The sequence below is a fragment of the Rheinheimera sp. B2H12 genome, assembly GCF_059620065.1.
Genome location: NZ_CM184363.1, coordinates 2,449,511 through 2,468,260, shown reverse-complemented (window position 1 = coordinate 2,468,260; position 18,750 = coordinate 2,449,511). Strand labels below are relative to the sequence as shown.

At 48.6% G+C, this 18,750-nt stretch carries 17 protein-coding genes; 5 read left to right on the top strand and 12 right to left on the bottom strand.

Annotated features, from left to right (window positions below; genetic code table 11):
- The first annotated feature begins 19 nt into the window (after nucleotides 1-19).
- From AC53GJ_RS10600 to AC53GJ_RS10590, 3 genes are read left to right on the top strand one after another with little or no spacing between them, the layout of a single operon-like run.
- A complete protein-coding gene (locus AC53GJ_RS10600) occupies nucleotides 20-376 on the top strand; it encodes a DsrE family protein (RefSeq protein WP_496732646.1) in 357 nt (118 codons plus the stop codon).
- Nucleotides 377-625, top strand: a complete 249-nt coding sequence (locus tag AC53GJ_RS10595; RefSeq protein WP_496732645.1) for a DsrH/TusB family sulfur metabolism protein — start codon at nucleotides 377-379, stop codon at nucleotides 623-625.
- On the top strand, nucleotides 619-954 hold the full coding sequence (locus AC53GJ_RS10590) for a TusE/DsrC/DsvC family sulfur relay protein (protein ID WP_496732644.1): 336 nt from the start codon (nucleotides 619-621) through the stop codon (nucleotides 952-954). Before AC53GJ_RS10595 ends, AC53GJ_RS10590 begins: the two co-directional genes overlap by 7 nt.
- Nucleotides 955-1,004: 50 nt before the next feature.
- Here AC53GJ_RS10590 and AC53GJ_RS10585 read toward each other — a convergent pair whose 3' ends face one another.
- The 7 genes from AC53GJ_RS10585 to lrp all read right to left on the bottom strand — a co-directional run bounded on the left by AC53GJ_RS10585 (nucleotide 1,005) and on the right by lrp (nucleotide 8,472).
- Nucleotides 1,005-1,148, bottom strand: a complete 144-nt coding sequence (locus AC53GJ_RS10585; protein WP_496732643.1) for a hypothetical protein — start codon at nucleotides 1,146-1,148, stop codon at nucleotides 1,005-1,007.
- A gap of 120 nt (nucleotides 1,149-1,268) precedes the next feature.
- On the bottom strand, nucleotides 1,269-2,561 hold the full coding sequence (serS, locus tag AC53GJ_RS10580; RefSeq protein WP_496732642.1) for a serine--tRNA ligase: 1,293 nt from the start codon (nucleotides 2,559-2,561) through the stop codon (nucleotides 1,269-1,271).
- Nucleotides 2,562-2,566: 5 nt separating this feature from the next.
- Complete coding sequence (gene crcB, locus AC53GJ_RS10575) at nucleotides 2,567-2,953, bottom strand: fluoride efflux transporter CrcB (protein WP_496732641.1); 387 nt, start codon at nucleotides 2,951-2,953, stop codon at nucleotides 2,567-2,569.
- On the bottom strand, nucleotides 2,946-4,289 hold the full coding sequence (locus AC53GJ_RS10570; protein ID WP_496732640.1) for a replication-associated recombination protein A: 1,344 nt from the start codon (nucleotides 4,287-4,289) through the stop codon (nucleotides 2,946-2,948). Before AC53GJ_RS10570 ends, crcB begins: the two co-directional genes overlap by 8 nt.
- Entirely contained in the window at nucleotides 4,286-4,900 is a 615-nt protein-coding gene (lolA, locus tag AC53GJ_RS10565) for an outer membrane lipoprotein periplasmic chaperone LolA (RefSeq protein ID WP_496732639.1), read from the bottom strand. Before lolA ends, AC53GJ_RS10570 begins: the two co-directional genes overlap by 4 nt.
- Entirely contained in the window at nucleotides 4,901-7,822 is a 2,922-nt protein-coding gene (locus AC53GJ_RS10560) for a DNA translocase FtsK (protein WP_496732638.1), read from the bottom strand. It abuts the gene before it with no gap.
- A 116-nt stretch (nucleotides 7,823-7,938) separates the two neighbouring features.
- Entirely contained in the window at nucleotides 7,939-8,472 is a 534-nt protein-coding gene (lrp, locus tag AC53GJ_RS10555) for a leucine-responsive transcriptional regulator Lrp (protein ID WP_496732637.1), read from the bottom strand.
- Between the two features lie 90 nt (nucleotides 8,473-8,562).
- On the opposite strand from lrp, the gene ald reads away from it, so the two are divergent.
- On the top strand, nucleotides 8,563-9,684 hold the full coding sequence (ald, locus tag AC53GJ_RS10550; protein WP_496732636.1) for an alanine dehydrogenase: 1,122 nt from the start codon (nucleotides 8,563-8,565) through the stop codon (nucleotides 9,682-9,684).
- Nucleotides 9,685-9,930: 246 nt separating this feature from the next.
- Nucleotides 9,931-10,422 carry a DUF192 domain-containing protein gene (locus AC53GJ_RS10545; protein WP_496732635.1) on the top strand — a complete coding sequence of 164 codons (492 nt, stop codon included), beginning with the start codon at nucleotides 9,931-9,933 and terminating at the stop codon, nucleotides 10,420-10,422.
- Between the two features lie 25 nt (nucleotides 10,423-10,447).
- Here AC53GJ_RS10545 and AC53GJ_RS10540 read toward each other — a convergent pair whose 3' ends face one another.
- The 5 genes from AC53GJ_RS10540 to AC53GJ_RS10520 form a co-directional block, all read right to left on the bottom strand.
- A complete protein-coding gene (locus AC53GJ_RS10540) occupies nucleotides 10,448-10,702 on the bottom strand; it encodes a DUF2960 domain-containing protein (protein ID WP_496732634.1) in 255 nt (84 codons plus the stop codon).
- A gap of 1 nt (nucleotide 10,703) precedes the next feature.
- The gene (locus AC53GJ_RS10535; protein WP_496732633.1) at nucleotides 10,704-11,834 is read right to left on the bottom strand and encodes a 1-acyl-sn-glycerol-3-phosphate acyltransferase; all 1,131 of its coding nucleotides are present in this window, start codon (nucleotides 11,832-11,834) and stop codon (nucleotides 10,704-10,706) included.
- A 142-nt stretch (nucleotides 11,835-11,976) separates the two neighbouring features.
- Nucleotides 11,977-12,501, bottom strand: a complete 525-nt coding sequence (locus tag AC53GJ_RS10530) for a cell division protein ZapC domain-containing protein (protein WP_496732632.1) — start codon at nucleotides 12,499-12,501, stop codon at nucleotides 11,977-11,979.
- 101 nt (nucleotides 12,502-12,602) lie between these two features.
- Complete coding sequence (gene pyrD / locus AC53GJ_RS10525; RefSeq protein WP_496732631.1) at nucleotides 12,603-13,613, bottom strand: quinone-dependent dihydroorotate dehydrogenase; 1,011 nt, start codon at nucleotides 13,611-13,613, stop codon at nucleotides 12,603-12,605.
- Between the two features lie 232 nt (nucleotides 13,614-13,845).
- Entirely contained in the window at nucleotides 13,846-18,681 is a 4,836-nt protein-coding gene (locus tag AC53GJ_RS10520; protein WP_496732630.1) for an NAD-glutamate dehydrogenase, read from the bottom strand.
- Nucleotides 18,682-18,750 lie beyond the last annotated feature (69 nt).

The window sequence follows — 18,750 nt, the reverse complement described above, 5'->3', positions numbered from 1 at the left end:
CTAGATTGAGAACGCTCTGATGGTGAAAATTGCTTTAGTGTTACAACAATCTGCTTTTAGCAGCGCCCTAGCGCGTGAGGCGCATGACATGCTGCTGGCGCTGGCTGCAGTGGAGCATCAATTGACGGTGCTCTATCTTGGCGAAGCCGTCTGCCAATTATTGCCAACTGCTGTTCATTCAAACCTCGGCTGCAAAGATTTTACCCCAGGGCAAAAACTATTTGGTCTGTATGAGATTGAACAGCTCCTGGTCAGTAGTGACGCCTGCCTGCAGTATCGGCTCAGTGCAGATCATTTCCGTGTACCGGTGCAGCTTTGCTCCATGGCTGAATTACAACAGCAACTGTCACAGCAACAGCATATCCTGAGGTTTTAAATGGTGTTATTTCAGGTCATTAACCCGTCAGCTTCGTTGTCCCTGGTCAGTCCTGATGATGCCGTATTATTGCGCCAGGACGGCGTTTACCTGGCGCTGATACCAGAGTCCCTGCCCGCTTGCCGGCTTTATATATCAGCGCAGGATGCCGCAGACCGCCAGATCAGCCCACCAACTGGCATCACTGTGTTGGACGATCAACAATGGGTGGCTTTATCTTTAGCCGCTGCCACGGTGATGTTATGCTGACTTTAACTATCGATCATCAACCTATAGCACTTGATCAACATGGCTATCTGGCTGATCTCACCTTATGGACTCCAGCATTGGCCGCCGAATTTGCCAGGCTCGAACAGCTAACCCTGACCGATGCACACTGGGAAGTAGTTCATTTTGTGCGTGATTTTTACCAGGAATACCGGACTTCGCCTGCCATTCGTTTATTGGTCAAAGCCATGGCAGAGAAGTTAGGCCCAGAGAAAGGCAACAGTAAGTATTTGTTTTTATTGTTTCCGGAAGGGCCTGCTAAACAAGCGACCCGTATTGCAGGTTTGCCCAAGCCGGCACGTTGCTTATAAAAGCTGGCCAATCAGCCGCAAAGCGCGACTGGCAAACGCAGAGCAAACTGTTAGCGGGTATTACTATAATAAGTCCAGTAAGCATCAAACAACAACCCACCAACCACAGTAGCCACCGCCAGTAGCACCAGCCAATACACCACCCTGAGTGCTTGTTTAAGCGGGTTTTTCTGCACCAGCACTTTTTTTGTCACTGTTTTACTGTCCGTTTTGTCAGTTTTCGTCGTTTTGCTCGCCATTTGTGATGATTCATCCAAAAAACGCGAAGAACAAGCACTACAGCCTTAGCTGCAGTGCTCAACATCAATACTGGATCAGGCACTGATCACAGTTTTGCCAGCCATATAAGGTTGCAATACTTCAGGGATCCGGACTGAACCATCTGCTTGCTGATAGTTTTCCAAAATAGCCACTAAGGTACGGCCTACCGCCAAACCAGAGCCATTTAAGGTATGCAGCAGTTCTGGTTTTTTACCTTCTTCCGGCCGGAACCGGGCTTGCATCCGACGGGCCTGGAAATCGCCTATATTACTGCAAGACGATATTTCCCGATAAGTCTGTTGCGCCGGTAACCAAACTTCCAAATCATAGGTTTTGCAAGCACCAAAACCCATATCGCCGGTACACAGCAGCATCACCCGGTATGGCAAGCCTAACAGTTGCAGCACTTTTTCGGCATGCCCGGTCAGTTCTTCCAATGCGGCCATCGAGTGATCCGGATGCGACAGCTGCACCAGTTCGACTTTTTCAAACTGATGCTGACGGATCAAACCACGGGTGTCCCGGCCATAAGAGCCGGCTTCACTGCGAAAACACGGCGTATGCGCGGTATATTTTTGTGGCAGTTCAGCCAAATCAAAAATGCGATCGCGGGCTAAATTGGTGACTGGCACTTCGGCAGTTGGGATCAGACTCATACCAACGCCTTCTTCAGTGGCTGGCTGGGTATGAAATAAATCAGCGCCAAACTTCGGCAATTGACCAGTGCCATACAAGGAGTCTTTATTCACCAGATAAGGCACATATAACTCGGTATAGCCATGCTGCTCAGTATGCAAGTCCAACATAAATTGCGCTAAGGCCCGATGCAGTTTGGCGATTTGGCCTTTCATCACGACAAAACGTGAGCCGGCAACTTTGACCGCACTTTCAAAATCGAGGCCACCTGCCAGGGCTTCACCGACCGCCACATGATCTTGGACGACGAAATCAAATTGTGGGATATCACCAACACGACGCACTTCTAAGTTTGCAGTTTCGTCTTTACCTACAGGTACAGACAAGTCCGGCAGATTCGGCAGCGATAATGCTATCTGATCCAGCTCCGCCAACACGGCATCCAGCCGGATTTTAGCCGCATCAAGCTGACTGCCTAAACCATCCACTTCAGCCAATAATGGCGCGATATCCTCACCACGGGCCTTGGCCTGACCAATGGCCTTGGATTTGCTGTTGCGCAGATTCTGTAGATCCTGCGTTGCCATCTGTAATTCACGGCGTTGTTCTTCCAGCGCACTGAGCTGGGCTACATCCAGTACAAAACCACGAGTCGCCAGCCGCTCAGCGGCTTGGGTTAATTCACTGCGTAAATATTTGCTATCTAACATAAGTTTTACTTCATCGAGCCCAGCTTTAATCCAAGCCAGGCGAGGGTTAAACACAACACCACGTTCAGCACCACATTTACAACGGCCTTAGGCCAATCGCCTTGCTGTAACAACAACACAGTGTCCATAGAAAAAGTTGAAAAGGTGGTAAAAGCACCCAACACGCCGATCCCAACAAAAATCCGCCACGGATTAGGCGCGATTTGCTCGGTGAGCAACAGACCATACAACAGTCCGATGACAAAAGACCCGAGAATATTAACCAGCAATGTACCAAAAGGAAATGCTCTGCCGAAAAGATGTAGCATCCATTCACTGATAGCAAATCTCAAACAAGCGCCAATGGCCCCGCCAATAGCAATCGCCAGATAATTGATGAGCGGATTAGTCACGCCCTTCCCCCCGGTTTCTGGCCGCCAAATCTAACTGCTGCAAATAACTCAGCTTTTCGGCCAGCTGTTTTTCCAGCCCGCGATCGCTTGGTTGATAAAATTGCATCTGCGCCATTTCAGCTGGCAGATAGCGCTCACCGGCGGCATAAGCGCCAGGTTCATGATGGGCATAACGATACTCGCTGCCATGGCCCATTTCTTTTAACAGTTTGGTCGGTGCATTGCGCAAGTGTAACGGCACTTCAAAAGCCGGCGACTGCTGGACGAAACTGCGGATCTGGTTAAAAGCGGTATAAACAGCGTTACTCTTCGGCGCCAGTGCCAGATAAACCGCAGCTTGGGCAATAGCACGCTCACCTTCGGCCGGCCCGACCCGGCTAAAAGTATCCCAGGCATCAATCGCCATGGTGAGCGCGCGAGGATCGGCATTGCCAATATCTTCCGAGGCGATGGCCAACAACCGACGAGCCACGTATAAAGGATCGCCGCCGCCATCCAGAATACGACAATACCAATATAAGGCGGCATCCGGATTGGAACCACGCACTGATTTGTGAAACGCTGAAATCAGATCGTAAAACTGATCGCCATGATTATCAAAACCCGGCAATTGTCTTGGCACCAGTTGTATCAATAATTGTTTACTAATGACCTGTTGGCCCTCAGCCTGTACCGATTCTGCTGCGAGCTCCAGCAAATTCAGCAACCGCCTGGCATCACCATCGGCCAATTGCAGCAATAAGCTTTTGGCTTCTTCGTCGACACTGAGTTGCTGCTGGCCTAAACCCAATGCTGTATCGGTCAGTGCACGCTGCAGCACTAAGGCTAAATCAGCAGCGGCAATTTTTTTCAAAATGCAGACTCTGGCGCGGGATAATAAAGCGTTATTGAGCGAAAAGGACGGATTCTCTGTGGTTGCACCGATAAAAATAATAGTTCCATCTTCAATGTGCGGTAAAAAAGCATCTTGCTGGCTTTTGTTAAAGCGATGCACTTCGTCGACAAACAACAAAGTCCGCTGCTGATATTGCAACAAACGTAGTTTGGCAGCGGCAATTTCATCGCGGATTTCTTTCACCCCAGCAGTAACGGCCGAAATTTTTGCCAGAAAAGCATCGGCATGACCAGCAATCAACTCCGCCAATGTGGTTTTGCCGGTACCTGGCGGTCCCCACAAAATCAGTGAAGTCACCCGACCCGCTTCAATGGCTTGTCGCAGCGGCGTGCCTGGCCCAAGCAAATGTTGCTGACCAATATAGTGTTCCAGCTTGACCGGCCTGAGTCTGGCTGCCAGGGGCCTGACATCAGGCTGAAAATCGAAACTTAAGCTCGTCACTTTTTGCGCAAGTCTTCAATATCAACATTGGCTGGCAGCTCGAGTTTAAATAAACTGCTATCGAGCTTGATATTATTTTGCACTGCTAAAAATTCAAACACACTGGTTTGACCGTTTTGATCCAGCACTGTCATTTTGGCAAAACCAACACCAGCAAATTGCAACGTCAGTTGCGGCACTGAGCTGGCCGGATCTTTAGCCCGAATGATAAATTCTTCACCACTACCGGACACGTCATATTGTGCCCATAACGCCGGATCATTGGAGGTCAGCAGTACAAATGGTGTGACATTGACTTCTTGTTTGGCATCATAAATGCTGACTTGCTCCAGCACCTGATTGTGGTGCCATAAAGTCACACCATTGCCGACAAAAACATTTGGTTCAGGGGTGAGCGTTTCAAACCGGAACATCGACGGTTGCTTGACCGACAACATACCTTCACCTTCGGTCTGCACCGGTTTGCCACTGGCATCTGTGACAGTTTGCTGGAAACTGGCCTGATAACTGTATAAACGCGCCAGTTTTTCTTTCAGTAAATCAGCCTGACTGGCAGCCTGACTAAACAAGCTGGTGCCTAATAACGCGGCGGCGAGCATCAATTTTTTCATTTAAAACCCTTTTGGTGGCGGAGGTGCCAACACTTCACGATTGCCATTGTGACCAGGTCCACTGACAATACCTACTTGTTCCATCGTTTCAACTAAACGCGCAGCACGATTGTAACCAATGCGAAAACGCCGTTGCACACCAGAAACCGACGCCTTACGGCTTTCAGTGACAAAAGCGACAGCCTGATCAAACAGCGGATCCGCTTCCGCATCTTCATCTTCTAAAGTCTCGCCCGGCAACAGATTCTCTTCTGTGGTTTCGCCACTTAAAATCTCCGGGATATAGTTTGGCCGACCGCGTTTTTTCCAGTCAGCCACCACCGCATGCACTTCGTGATCATCAACAAAAGCACCATGCACCCGGTTTGGTACGCCAGAGCCAGGCGGCAGATATAACATGTCGCCCTGACCTAATAAACTTTCGGCGCCTTGTTGATCCAGAATGGTTCTGGAATCAATTTTGGATGACACCTGAAAAGCAATCCGGGTCGGGATATTGGCTTTAATCAGACCCGTAATCACATCCACCGAAGGCCGTTGGGTTGCCAGAATCAAATGGATACCTGCAGCACGAGCTTTTTGCGCAATTCTGGCAATCAGCTCTTCCACTTTTTTGCCAACAATCATCATCATGTCAGCAAATTCGTCAATCACTACCACTATAGAAGGCAGCTTTTCTAACAAAGGTGCTTCGGTCAACATATTGTCCGACGGCCGCCACAGTGGATCACGCATCGGATGGCCTTCAGCGATGGCATCTGCAATCTTGACGTTGTAACCTTTTAAGTTACGCACGCCCAGTGCCGACATCAGCTTATACCGACGTTCCATTTCACCAACACACCAGCGCAGACCGTTGGCCGCTTCTTTCATATCAGTGACGACTTCGGTCAGCAAATGCGGAATGCCTTCGTAGACGGACAACTCCAACATTTTTGGATCTATCATCAAAAACCGCACATCATCCGGCGTCGACTTGTACAGTAGACTACAGATCATCACATTAACGCCAACTGACTTACCGGAGCCGGTGGTGCCTGCGACTAACAAATGCGGCATTTTCGCCAGATCGGCCACCACAGATTTACCGGCGATATCCTTGCCAAGCACCATGGTCAGTGGCGACTTAGACTCGGTAAAGACCTCATCACCGATGACTTCTGATAACCGGACTATCTCGCGATGTTGATTTGGCAATTCTAAACCAATGAAAGACTTACCTGGGATGACTTCAACCACCCGCACGCTGATGGCCGACAAAGAACGGGCCAAATCTTTTGATAGACCGGTAATTTTACTGACCTTCACCCCGGGTGCCAGGTCTAATTCAAAGCGGGTCACCACAGGGCCCGGATACACACCGACCACTTTGGCATCGACATTAAAATCTAACAACTTCAGCTCAACCAGCCGCGACACCCGCTCCAGATCTTCCACTGAAATCGGATTAACAGTTTTATTGGGTCTGTCGAGCAGGCTCAAGGCCGGTAATTCATCCAGTGGCTCTGCATCAGCCGCAGTGGCCAGTAACAACGGCTGACCAAATGAATTCAGTGCCGCCGGTCGCGCTGGCTGAGGCACATGGGCCCGGACAGGCTCATCCATATCAAAGGGAGGCTCATCGTCTTCATCGGTTAATAAACGATTGATATCTGCCTGAGTATGAATAAAACTCTGATTTAAATCATCATCATCAAAGCTATCATCGATGGCACTAAAAGAAAGTTCATCGTCCGCCAAGGTGTCGACACTGACAAAAGCCTGTGACTCGGTTCGGATATCCAATGGCTGGAATGGTAAAGGCTCGACTGCAGCATCGGCAGGCGGGAAAAATGCCCGGCTCTGCAACTGCGGTTCAGTCTTGATTGCACTGGTTTTAGGCAACGCAACAGGTTCCGGGCTGGGCTGATAACTTTGCGGCTTATCTCTGAGTAATTGTTGGCGGAATGCTTCGGTTGCATCCAGCGGTTTTTTATCGGCAGCCACTGACCCATCGCTGCCTGCGGTGTCGTTCACAGACATCCTGGCAGTCTCATGCTCTGTATAGGGGTCATCCGCAACAGGTCGGTAATCAGACCAGTGATATTCGTCTGTACCGGCCATGCCTGTGGCACTGTCAAGGTTAGCCGTGACGTTAAATCCATCCGCAACCACTGCATCATCCAGTGCCGAAAACCCGGGCTCCTGACGCTCTGACTGGCCTTGACTGCCAAACTCTTGTTGCGCTTCGGTCAGCGCTGTGGCAAAGCTACTGGCCGGCGTTACTGCAGCAGTTGCAACTGACGGGCTGGCTGGTTTTGTTGCAGTTTTTGCTTCACTAAGTCTGGCAGGGAAATTGACAATAAAATTGACAGCCTGCATCACCAAGGCACCCAGCTCATCTGCAACTGTTAACCAGGAGATGCCGGTTAATAAGGTCATGCCGATGCAAAAACTGCATAACAATAACAAACTGCTGCCGACAAAATTCAGATTGGGCAGCAACAGGCTGCTTAACACATCGCCAACCACACCACCTGAGGAATACATGAAAAAGTCATCAAAATTGATGCTGCTGATAGCACAAGCTGAAATCACTGTCAGCAACAAACCAAGCAAACGCAGGCCTAGGATCAGATAATCAATGGTGATCAGATCTTTAAATCGCTTAAATAATAAATAACCACAAAAAGCAAAAAAAGGCGGAAATAAATAAGACAACCAGCCAAACACAGTAAAGAGCATATCAGCCACCTGAGCACCAACAGGCCCGGCAAAATTGGCGATATCGGTCTGATAGCCCGTTTGCGACCAACTTGGATCTGATGGGTCAAAACTTAACAGCGCCAGCAGCATAAAAGCGGCTAAGCCGGAACACACAATTAAGCCGACTTCGACCAGCCGTTGAATACCATTTAGCGAAAAAACTGTTTTAGCTTGCAAAGGCCAGGCCCCATAAAAATCTTAAAAAATGCCCTGTCAAGATACCAGACTGAGGCTAATGATGCATCTGTTTCGACCACAGTTCTGACAGGAATTGCCAGCTATCTGCTTGTTATTTAACCACTCACTGTGATCACTGTTGTTTGTTTAACCTCTTCCATCACTACATAAGTCCGGCTTTCCCTGACACTCGGCAATCTGAGCAAGGTCTCGCCCAGAAGTTCCCGATAGGCCGCCATGTTGGCGACTCTGGTCTTCAGTAAAAAGTCAAAACTACCTGAGACCAGATGGCATTCCAGAATTTCATCCAGTTTTTGCACCGCTTTACTAAACTCATCAAAATCTTCCGGCGAGGTTTTACTTAAGGTAATTTCAACGAACACCAGTAACGCGGCACCAACTTTATTGGCGTCCACCAGCGCGGTATAACCTAAAATAAATTCATCGGCTTCCAAGCGTCTTACCCGTTCCAGACAAGGGGTCGGACTCAGCCCTACCCGCTTGGCCAGTTCGACATTGGAAAGTCGGCCGTCTTTTTGCAATTCCCGCAGAATTTTCTGGTCGATCCGGTCTAATTTTCGAATGTTGTGCTGGGCTGAAAACATGGCAGATGAAAATGCTGATAAAGAAATATTGGTAGCATTTTCCACTATTACAGCAGTATAAAACAACCATTAATTCTGCAATTTTCGCACTATACTAGCGAAAAATTTTCCTCAACCCTATCAAGGCAAAACATCATGATTATTGGCGTGCCAAAAGAAATTAAAAACCATGAATACCGCGTCGGTATGACTCCAGCCAGCGTCCGTGAGCTGGTCGCTCATGGTCATTCTGTTTTTGTTGAACACAATGCCGGTAGCGGCATTGGGTTTGGTGATGCAGATTACAGCGCCGCGGGTGCTCAGGTTTTAGCAACAGCGACTGAAGTCTTCGCCAAAGCCGAAATGATTGTGAAAGTAAAAGAGCCACAAGCGGTTGAACGTGCCATGCTGCGTGAAGGCCAGATCCTGTTCACTTATCTGCACCTGGCACCTGATCTGCCGCAAACTGAAGATTTAATTAAATCTAAAGCCATTTGTATCGCTTATGAAACTGTCACTGACAGCCGTGGTGGTTTACCACTGTTGGCGCCGATGTCAGAAGTGGCGGGCCGGATGTCCATTCAAGCCGGTGCCCGTGCGCTGGAAAAATCCTGTGCTGGTCGCGGTATGCTGTTAGGTGGTGTGCCAGGTGTTGAACCAGCGAAAGTTGTCGTGTTAGGTGGTGGTATGGTCGGCACTAACGCTGCACAAATGGCAGTAGGTTTGGGTGCTGATGTTGTAGTCTTGGATCGCAATGTTGATGTATTACGTCGGATTAATGCCCAATTTAACGGCGCTGTGAAAGCCATCTACTCAACTGCCGATGCGCTGGAAAAACATGTCCTGGAAGCTGACTTAGTCATCGGTGGTGTGCTCATTCCAGGCGCAGCAGCACCAAAACTGGTGACTCGCGAGCATATCCGCAAGATGAAACCAGGTTCTGCGATTGTAGACGTTGCAATTGACCAAGGCGGTTGTGTTGAAACGTCTTATGCCACCACCCATGCGGAACCAACTTTTATCGTTGATGACGTGGTGCATTATTGTGTTGCCAACATGCCAGGTGCAGTCCCACTGACCTCGACCTTTGCGCTGAACAATGCCACTTTGCCTTTTATCATCAAATTGGCGAACAAAGGCTATAAAGCGGCATTACTGGAAGACCAGCATTTATTAAATGGTCTGAACGTCATCAATGGCCAGGTCGTCAATCAGCACGTGGCTGAAGCGCTGAACCTGAACTACGTTGATCCGCGTCAAGCCATCAACGCGCTGTAATACAGCTGTTGCCAAATCTTGACCAAGCCAGTCCACAGTGACTGGCTTTTTTTATGGTTCGCCGGGCATGGCGCGTTGCGCGTAAGCGCAATCGGACTGAGCTTGGTGGTCAAATCTGTGACTTTACAGCTTTGTAGTCGGGAACAAGCAAGGCTGTATGACGGCAAGCGGCAACAAAGTTGCGTTTTAGACTGCTTGCATCCCTGCGACAATAGTGCTTAAACTGTTGTTTTGATTGGAGGCTTTATGCGCGCTTCACTATTACTGCCGTTGCTGTTGTTATTGCCTGCTTGTTATGCCGGCCCCTTAGCGCTACAGACGCAACCTGCAGAACTGCCCTTTAGCCAGTTTGATCTGGTCAAACTGAAACTGGGAGATAAACTGATTGAAGTACAATTGGCGGACAACCCAGAGCGCAGAAGTCAGGGCCTGATGGGACAAAGCCCATTGCATCACGGTATGCTGTTGTTACAGGACGAAGTGAAAACTGTGGTGTTGTGGATGAAAAATACGCCGGAACCACTGGATGTTGCTTTTATCAGCGCGGATTGGACTATCTTATCAATCCACCAGATGGAAGCTTACAGTGAAACCCGGCATAGCTCGGAAGGCCCGGTGGTGGCAGCGCTGGAAATGCCATTGGGCTGGTTTGCCAAACAAAATATCAAGGTTGGCAGCAAGGTGCTGCATTGTCCGATCCAACCCAATCACTGTCAGGGCCAGGCCCTACCTTTTTGATTGTGATGGCAGCCAAGCCGCAGGCTTAACTAGCCTCCGGCTCATCCTTATGCAGATAAATGTCACTAAAACCAAAACGTTTAAATTCCTGCTGCCGATAATCTTTCATCGCAGCTTTGCGTTTAGCGGTCATGGCCACTTGCTGTTCCATCTTCAGGAAATTTGTTAAATCAATCCCTTCAGCTGCTGCCACCGCTTCATACATGTCATGAAATTTATCGTAGCTAAAAGGGATGGTTTTGCTCTGACCTTTAAATTTGTAGCTGATACTGCGCGACATGTTAGTGCTCCGCCAATTTTTTAAAATTTTGCAGCGGACTGGCGTACATCTGCGTTATGTAAGGCCGGATTTCTGCCGGCATACTTTGTAATCTGCGCTGATACTCGGCACAACCCTCAGCGGCCAGCTCTGGCGGCAAGGCTTGTTCTGCTGCCAGATAATTCGCCGGAAAAAAACGATAGCCCTGATAAATTTGCCGATCCATCGCCGCCGCCAGCGAATCTGGATCTGTCAGTTCAGAGGACTGTTGCATCACCTGGCCAAAATGCACATGCACCCGGCCTTTATTGCCGGTAATGCCCCTGACAATGCTTTCAATATCTTCAAACTCGGTTTTCTGATAATTACCTGCAGTTGCCAGCTGATACAACTCCTGCGCCTTGGCTTCATCACAGGGGTCAAATTCATAAGACAAACAAACAGGTACAATTTGCAAACTAGCCATATAAGCCGGGAATTCAATACCCGCTTGTTTACCGGCAATATAAAACATCTTCAAAATAGCCGGGTCGGTCTGATCACGACCATCTTTGGCACGGCCTTCTTTTTGCGCTATCCAAATATGATGCCCGGTCAGCAAAGAGTGACGAATATAGGCAGACAGCTGACCAAGAGCCTTGAGCATCTCGCGGGGCCCTTTGGCGGAGCGCCGGACAATAAAACTTTTATTGAGCTTCATCAGTTCAGTGACACAGGTTTTTTTCAGCAAATTATCACCTATGGCAATGCGCGACGTGCTAAATCCGGCCTGACTTAAACACCAGTTCACTAACGCCGGATCCATCGCGATATCCCGATGGTTAGACACAAATAAATAAGCTTGCTTCGGATCGAGTTGCTCCAGACCGCTACAGGTTAAACTGCGGGTGGTATGACTCAGAGTGCGTTGCAGATAAGTGGCGACATATTGTTGCACCGCCTGCACTGTCTTTAAACCTGACCAGTGGCGCCGCAAGTACCAACTTAACAGCGGCGATGCCAGCGCCATCAACCAAGGTGCTGAACTACCAAAACGATAACGGATAATAGCGCGGATAAATTCGGGATCAGCAATGATCCGTTGCACTGCGGCTGGAACTTCACTGTCGTCATAAGGACGGATGTCATCAAAATTTTGGCTTGTGTCTGTCAAACTTTACTACCTGAAAATCGCTGGGCGAACCTAAGTTCTTGCTGTTACAGGCGGCTATTTTTACCTATCCACGCCAGACTGCCTAGCAGAAAAAGCCAAAAGCGACAAAAAAGCTGATGTTTCTATCACAGCTCAGACCAGATCAGGCTGATTTGGCCAATTTCGGCGGCAGTTGCTGCCGATGGGGTTGTAATCTGTCACACAGCACCGTCAGCACCTGACCTGCCGACACGGTTTTCGCTTGCAGCGTCATGCCATGTTGTAACAATAATAATTGCGCGCAGTTTGCGGTTTGATTCAGCACTAACGCCAACAACATACCCTGCGCTGCCAGTTGGACTAAACTGCCGGTTTTGGGTTGAAACTGCTGCGACAATGGCTGAAACCACCAGCTTTTATGAGCTGCTAACCGTAAAAAGAATTGCCCTGCGACAGCGTCAATCGCTGCAGCAAAACAGTGCTCTTTTGGCCAACCTAAGGTTTCCAATTGATGCCAGTACAACCAATACGCTTCAGCTTGCGCCAGGGTAAATGGCTGTTGCTGTGGGGTGGCATACAACTGGCTCAACTTAAAACCAGTGCAATGGCAACCCACACCGGTATCCAGTGCCAGAACATCGCCCTGACATTGCCAGTGCCAGAGCGCGGATGGAATATATGCGGACATAGTCAATGCCAGTTCAGAAGCCAATGTCGCCGTTGTACACCGACTGCGGCTGCTTGGTAAAGACTGTTTTGCTCTAACAAATACTGATCAGCACCGGATCGTTATAAGCTGTCGACGATCGTTTTGATCAAACGCGGCCCTTGATAAATAAAACCGGTATAGATCTGCACTAACTGAGCACCGGCCTGCAATTTTTCCTGCGCTGAGGCGGCATCATCAATACCACCGACGCCAATGATCGGAAAATCAGCACCAACAGCAGCTCTGAGCTGGCTAATCACTGTGGTACTTTTTTCCCGGACCGGCCGGCCACTTAAACCACCCGCTTCATTGGCATGCAGCATGCCCTCAACGGCGCTACGGTCCAGCGTGGTGTTGGTGGCAATAGCACCATCCATCTTGCTGTGCAGTAAGGTCTCAGCGACCTGTTGTACTGCAACGGCATCCATATCAGGTGCAATCTTGACAAACACCGGCACATATTTGCCATGCTGCTGCTGCAGATCCAACTGTTCATTTTTTACCGTTTGCAGCAAATCGAATAAGGCATCGCCAAACTGCAGATCACGCAAACCCGGGGTATTTGGCGAAGAAATATTTACTGTGATGTAACTGGCATAAGGATAAACTTTACGCATACAGTGCACATAATCATCTTTGCCCTGTTCATTCGGGGTATCTTTGTTTTTACCGATATTAATGCCGAGCACGCCCTGATAACGGGCGTTCTTCACATTATTGACCAGATAATCAACGCCTTGGTTATTAAAACCCATCCGGTTGATGATGGCATTGGCCTGCGGCAAACGGAAGATGCGTGGTTTGTCGTTACCCGCTTGCGGTCTTGGCGTGACAGTCCCGACTTCGATAAAGCCAAATCCCATTTGACTAAAAGCATCAATACAATCGGCATTTTTATCTAATCCGGCGGCCAAGCCCACCGGATTTGCAAAGGTAATACCGGCAACAGTGACTGGTTTAGCCGCTACTTGTTGACGCCATAACTGCGCCAGTGGCGTATGTTGCAACTTTTTCAGACTGCCTAAGGCAAAGTGATGCGATTTTTCCGCATCTGTCATAAACATCAGATCTCGTGCAAGTTGGTAAAACATCGGCCGCCTCTTCGGGTTAACAACAGCAGCTTTGCATCAGCTGCCGGGCAAATAATCAAAAACGGATGCGCTGGTTCAGGTTGAAAGCACGCTGAACACGGCGCGAACAGCAAATGGTCAGCGTATTAGCATGCTGTCAGCAAACATGCGGCTACAGCTGCCATTAACAAAATGCCCCGTCGAACGGGGCATTTTAACTGGCACAGAGCCATCTTAATAGCTGACTATCAGCTTATTTTACCGTATCGCAGTGATGGCTTAATAACATCAGCTCACGCAGCGCCACTGAGAATTTGGCAAATTCATGGCTCTTGGTGGTTTTGAACTCAGCCAGCATCATGCTCCAGCGTGACAGCACCAGCTCATTGGAGGTTAACCAACTGCTGATCACGGTTTCTGCATCACAATGACCCTGACAGGTTCTGACCACCACTTGGGATAATGCACGTTGCTGCCAATCCAGCTCTTCGCGGTAAGAAGCCCGCGCCAGTGCTTGCCAGTGGTTGGTCACAGGTTGATGCGTGATCTGTTCCAGGAACCAATGCAGATCCAGCTTATCACCCAATTTGAAGTAAATTTCAGCCACCAGTAACAAGCTGGTTTTTTCACTATCAGCAACCTGCGCAATATCCATCACTGAGAACACAGTGCTCAGTTGCGCCAGATAACAAGCCAGCTCAACCGGAACCTGCTGTGCGACCAGTTTGTCCTGATGCGCCTGCAGAGATTCAGCTTCGGCTTTCGCCAACAGTTTTGGCAAGTCAGCAGCAATTTGCTGATACGCCGGTTTAAAGAATGCCACCGTCTGGGCAATATCCAGCGCCTTGTTGCGGTGACGCAGGAACCAACGGGTCGCCCGACGCATAGTACGGCGTAACTGGAACAATAACCGCGTTTGCAACTGGGCATCAATCAGATTATCCAGCGCTTCCAACTGATGCCATACCGTTTCCAGATCAAACAGATCACGGGCAATTGAATAACAGATGGCCACTTCAGCAATAGTTGAACCGGTTTCTTCCATCATCCGCTGGGCAAAGTTAGCGCCCATATCATTGACCATCATATTGGCCAGCTTAGTGGCAATAATTTCGGCTTTTAACGGATGATTTTCCATTTCACGGGCGTATTTATCCTGCAGTACCTGCGGGAAAGCCTGGAACAGCTCTTGTTTAAAGTAACTGTTTTCATAGATTTCCGGCAGCACCAGTTGCTCTTTTAACACCATTTTGCCGTATGCAGTCAGAATAGCCAGCTCAGGTCGGGTTAAACCAGCCCCCTTGACCATCCGCTCAGCCAAGACTTCATCGGATGGCAGGAATTCCAGTTCACGATTGAGTTTGCCATCTTTTTCCAGGGCATGGATAAAACGGGTGTATTCTTTCATCTGCTCGGCGCCTAACAGCGAAGACACCGAAATGCTTTGCGTCTGACGGTAACAATCGTTAATCACGATATTTGAAACATCATTGGTCATGCTGTACAGCAATTCGTTGCGTTGTTTTAACGTCAAATCACCACTGGCGACCAAGGCATTGAGCAGAATTTTGATATTCACTTCATTGTCTGAACAGTCGACACCACCGACGTTATCGATAAAGTCGGTATTAATACGGCCACCATGAGCGGCATATTCAATACGGCCACGTTGGGTGGTACCTAAGTTACCACCTTCACCAATAATTTTGGCTTTCACTTCTTTACCATTGACCCGTAACGGCTCAGAAGCACGGTCACCGACTTCAGCATGACTTTCATCACTGGCTTTAACGTAAGTACCGATACCGCCGTTCCAGATCAGGTCCACTTCCATCATTAAGGCAGCACGGATCAATTCATTCGGCGTCAGGGCAGTTTTATCTGTGCCTAACATCGTTTGCATTTGCGGGCTCAGTTTAATTGACTTGGCGCTACGCAGGAAAATACCACCACCTTCCGAGATTAACGCTTTGTTATAGTCATCCCAGGTTGAAGTTGGCAGATTAAACATCCGTTGCCGCTCGACAAATGAACTGGCTGCATCCGGATTAGGATCGACAAAAATATGCATGTGGTTAAACGCCACTTGCAAACGAATATGCTCAGATAACAACATACCGTTACCAAACACGTCACCGGCCATATCACCGATACCAACTACGGTGAAATCTGTGGTCTGACAGTTAATGCCCACTTCACGGAAATGGCGTTTGACAGATTCCCAGCCACCGCGTGCGGTAATACCCATGCCTTTGTGGTCATAACCATTGGAACCGCCAGAAGCAAAAGCATCGCCTAACCAGTGGTTGTATTCCAGCGAAATACCATTGGCAATATCAGAGAAAGTGGCGGTCCCTTTGTCAGCAGCAACCACCAGATACGGGTCGTCTTCATCCAACCGAACCACATCTTTTGGCGGCACAATTTGGCCTAGCACGATATTGTCGGTCACATCCAGCAGCGCACGAATAAAGGTCCGGTAACAAGCTTTACCTTCATTCAACCAAGCTTCGCGACCACCAGTTTCCGGTAATTTTTTACAAACAAAACCACCTTTGGCGCCAACCGGCACGATCACGGTGTTTTTCACTTGTTGTGCTTTCACCAGGCCCAGCACTTCAGTGCGGAAATCTTCCCGACGGTCAGACCAACGCAGACCACCACGGGCAACTTTACCAAAACGTAAATGCACGCCTTCCACTTTGGGTGAATAAACGAAAATCTCAAAGAATGGCAGTGGCAACGGCATATCCGGGATCAATGCCGGACGTACTTTAAACGAAATATAAGGTTTATCTGTGCCTTCAGCCGATAACTGGAAGTAGTTGGTACGCACGATAGCCTGAATAATGGCAAGGAAACGGCGAATAATCCGATCATCATCCAGATTGGCCACGTTCTCCAGTTGCGCCAGGATCTCTGCTTCCAGTTTTTCTGCCAAAGTCGCGTCTGCTTTACCCGGGGTAAACTTGCTGTTGAATAACTGCACCAGCAAACCAGCCAATAACGGATAACGACCAAAAGTCGATTCGATATAAGCCTGCGAGAAAGTACCCCCAATCTGACGTTTGTATTTAGCAAAAGCCCGCAATAAAGAGGCTTCACGACCGGTTAAACCAGCGCCTAAAATCAGCCGGTTAAAACCATCGTCCTCCAGTTGGCCCTGCCACACTTTGGCAAAAGACTCCTGGAATAATTGCTGCGCAGCTTCGAAATCCAGCGGTACCTTACCGTTTAACTCCATACTGAAATTTAAGATCCAGCTCACCGAGCCTTCCGGGCAGCGCACTGCATAAGGCGTTTCACCGATCACCCGTAAACCAAAGTTTTCCAGCATCGGTAACACGTCGGATAAATGGATTGGGTGATCTTTATGGAACAGGTTTAATCGCACCGCTTTGGAGTCATCACTTTCTTCCTGCGGCCGATAGAACAACATTTCCAGCGTATTTTCTTCGCTCAGCGCTTCAATCTTGGCAATGTCAACCAGCGCATCATTCGGCAGCATTTCTTCTTTATAGGCACGCGGGAAAGCGTTGACGTATTTCTGACTCAGTTCACGACCGGTCAGCTCACCAAAGCGGCCAATCAGCGCGCTGTTTAATTTATCTTCCCAGGTCCGCGCTGCTTCAATTAAATTATTTTCGATATCTTTCACGTTGAACTCGATATTGCTGTCGTTGATCCGAACGAAATAATGGGTCCGGGCCAGCACTGATTCAGAGAAATAGGTTGTAAATTCAACCGGTTCGGTACTGCCTAAAAATTGTTGCAGTATTTGCTGAGTATCTTTACGCAATTGGGTGTTATAACGCTCACGCGGCACATACACCATGGCAGAGACAAAACGACCAAAGGCGTCTTTACGCATAAAGAGTCGCGTCATATCCCGCTCTTGCATCTGCAACACACCGGTTGAAATATCCAGCAGTTCCGCAGCATCGGCCTGAATAAGCTCATCACGCGGATAAGTTTCCAGAATATTCAGTAGCGCTTTATAGGCATGAGTACCGACTGAAAAGCCTGAGTTGGCCATTACAGTCGCTAATTTGTTTTTCAGCAGCGGAATATCAGCAGCACTGTTATTGTAAAGTGACGATGAGTACAAACCGATAAAACGGTCTTCACCAATCACATGGCCCTGCGCGTCAAAACGTTTAATACCGATGTAGTCAATATAAGCCGGCCGGTGCACCCGTGACTTATTATTGGTTTTGGTCAGGATCAATAAATCATTACTCAGCGCCTGTTTACGCGCTACATCTGGCAGATCAGATAACATCAGATCGCGCGATACCGAACGACGCATTAAACCAAGTGCTGTATCTGCCATGCCGGCGATACGGTAGTCACCTTGCACCGGAATTATGCTGTATTGACGATAACCCAATAAAGTGAAGTTATCTTTGGCCAGCCAGTTCAGGAATTCAATGGTTTCCGCCAGTTGCGCTGGTGTTGCTTTGCCACAATGTTGCGGCAATTCTGCAATCACTTGCTCCAGTTTATCTTTGGTCGGTTTCCAGTCAGACACCGCCAGCGATACGTCCTGCATCACTGAATCCAGTTCAGCAATCAATTGTTCAATTGAGGTTTTATCCGACATCCGATCGATTTCGATATGAAATACGGTTTGCTGAGTTGTTGGATTGGCTTTCGTAGCCAGCTTATGGAATTCGGTTATTTGCCCCTGGTTATCACGGAAAGTCTGCAGCGGGTAATGCAACAGTAAATGCGCCGTAATATTATGCCGATTTAATGCAATACGCACAGAATCGACCAGGAAAGGCATATCTTTCACCACAATTTCAACAATGGTGTGTTTCGACTCCCAGCCATGGCGGGCAATCTCCGGGTTAAACACCCGGATTTTGGCTTCATCGGCAGTATGGGCATTAAAAGTTTGCCACAGGCTTAAGGCCGCACCGTACAGATCGCTGTCGTTGCGGCCGAACATATCTTCGTTAGCAACATTGCCGTACAGGGTATGGGCGAATTTCTCCACCAGATCAACCTGATCTTTTACTTTTTGGCGGATGAGTTTACTTACGTTTTGTAGAAGTACAGATGGTTGACCGTCTATCAGTGCCATTTTTGTATCCTTGTTTTAATCTCTGCCAGGGTCAAGCAGGATTGTGCATTACATACAGAGCGTGTCAGG

Coding starts and splice junctions, on each gene's coding strand:
- AC53GJ_RS10600 (WP_496732646.1), top strand. CDS start 20: ATGGTGAAAATTGCTTTAGTGTTACAACAATCTGCTTTTAGCAGCGCC.
- AC53GJ_RS10595 (WP_496732645.1), top strand. CDS start 377: ATGGTGTTATTTCAGGTCATTAACCCGTCAGCTTCGTTGTCCCTGGTC.
- AC53GJ_RS10590 (WP_496732644.1), top strand. CDS start 619: ATGCTGACTTTAACTATCGATCATCAACCTATAGCACTTGATCAACAT.
- serS (WP_496732642.1), bottom strand. CDS start 2,561: ATGTTAGATAGCAAATATTTACGCAGTGAATTAACCCAAGCCGCTGAG.
- lolA (WP_496732639.1), bottom strand. CDS start 4,900: ATGAAAAAATTGATGCTCGCCGCCGCGTTATTAGGCACCAGCTTGTTT.
- ald (WP_496732636.1), top strand. CDS start 8,563: ATGATTATTGGCGTGCCAAAAGAAATTAAAAACCATGAATACCGCGTC.
- AC53GJ_RS10545 (WP_496732635.1), top strand. CDS start 9,931: ATGCGCGCTTCACTATTACTGCCGTTGCTGTTGTTATTGCCTGCTTGT.
- AC53GJ_RS10540 (WP_496732634.1), bottom strand. CDS start 10,702: ATGTCGCGCAGTATCAGCTACAAATTTAAAGGTCAGAGCAAAACCATC.
- AC53GJ_RS10530 (WP_496732632.1), bottom strand. CDS start 12,501: ATGTCCGCATATATTCCATCCGCGCTCTGGCACTGGCAATGTCAGGGC.
- pyrD (WP_496732631.1), bottom strand. CDS start 13,613: ATGTTTTACCAACTTGCACGAGATCTGATGTTTATGACAGATGCGGAA.
- AC53GJ_RS10520 (WP_496732630.1), bottom strand. CDS start 18,681: ATGGCACTGATAGACGGTCAACCATCTGTACTTCTACAAAACGTAAGT.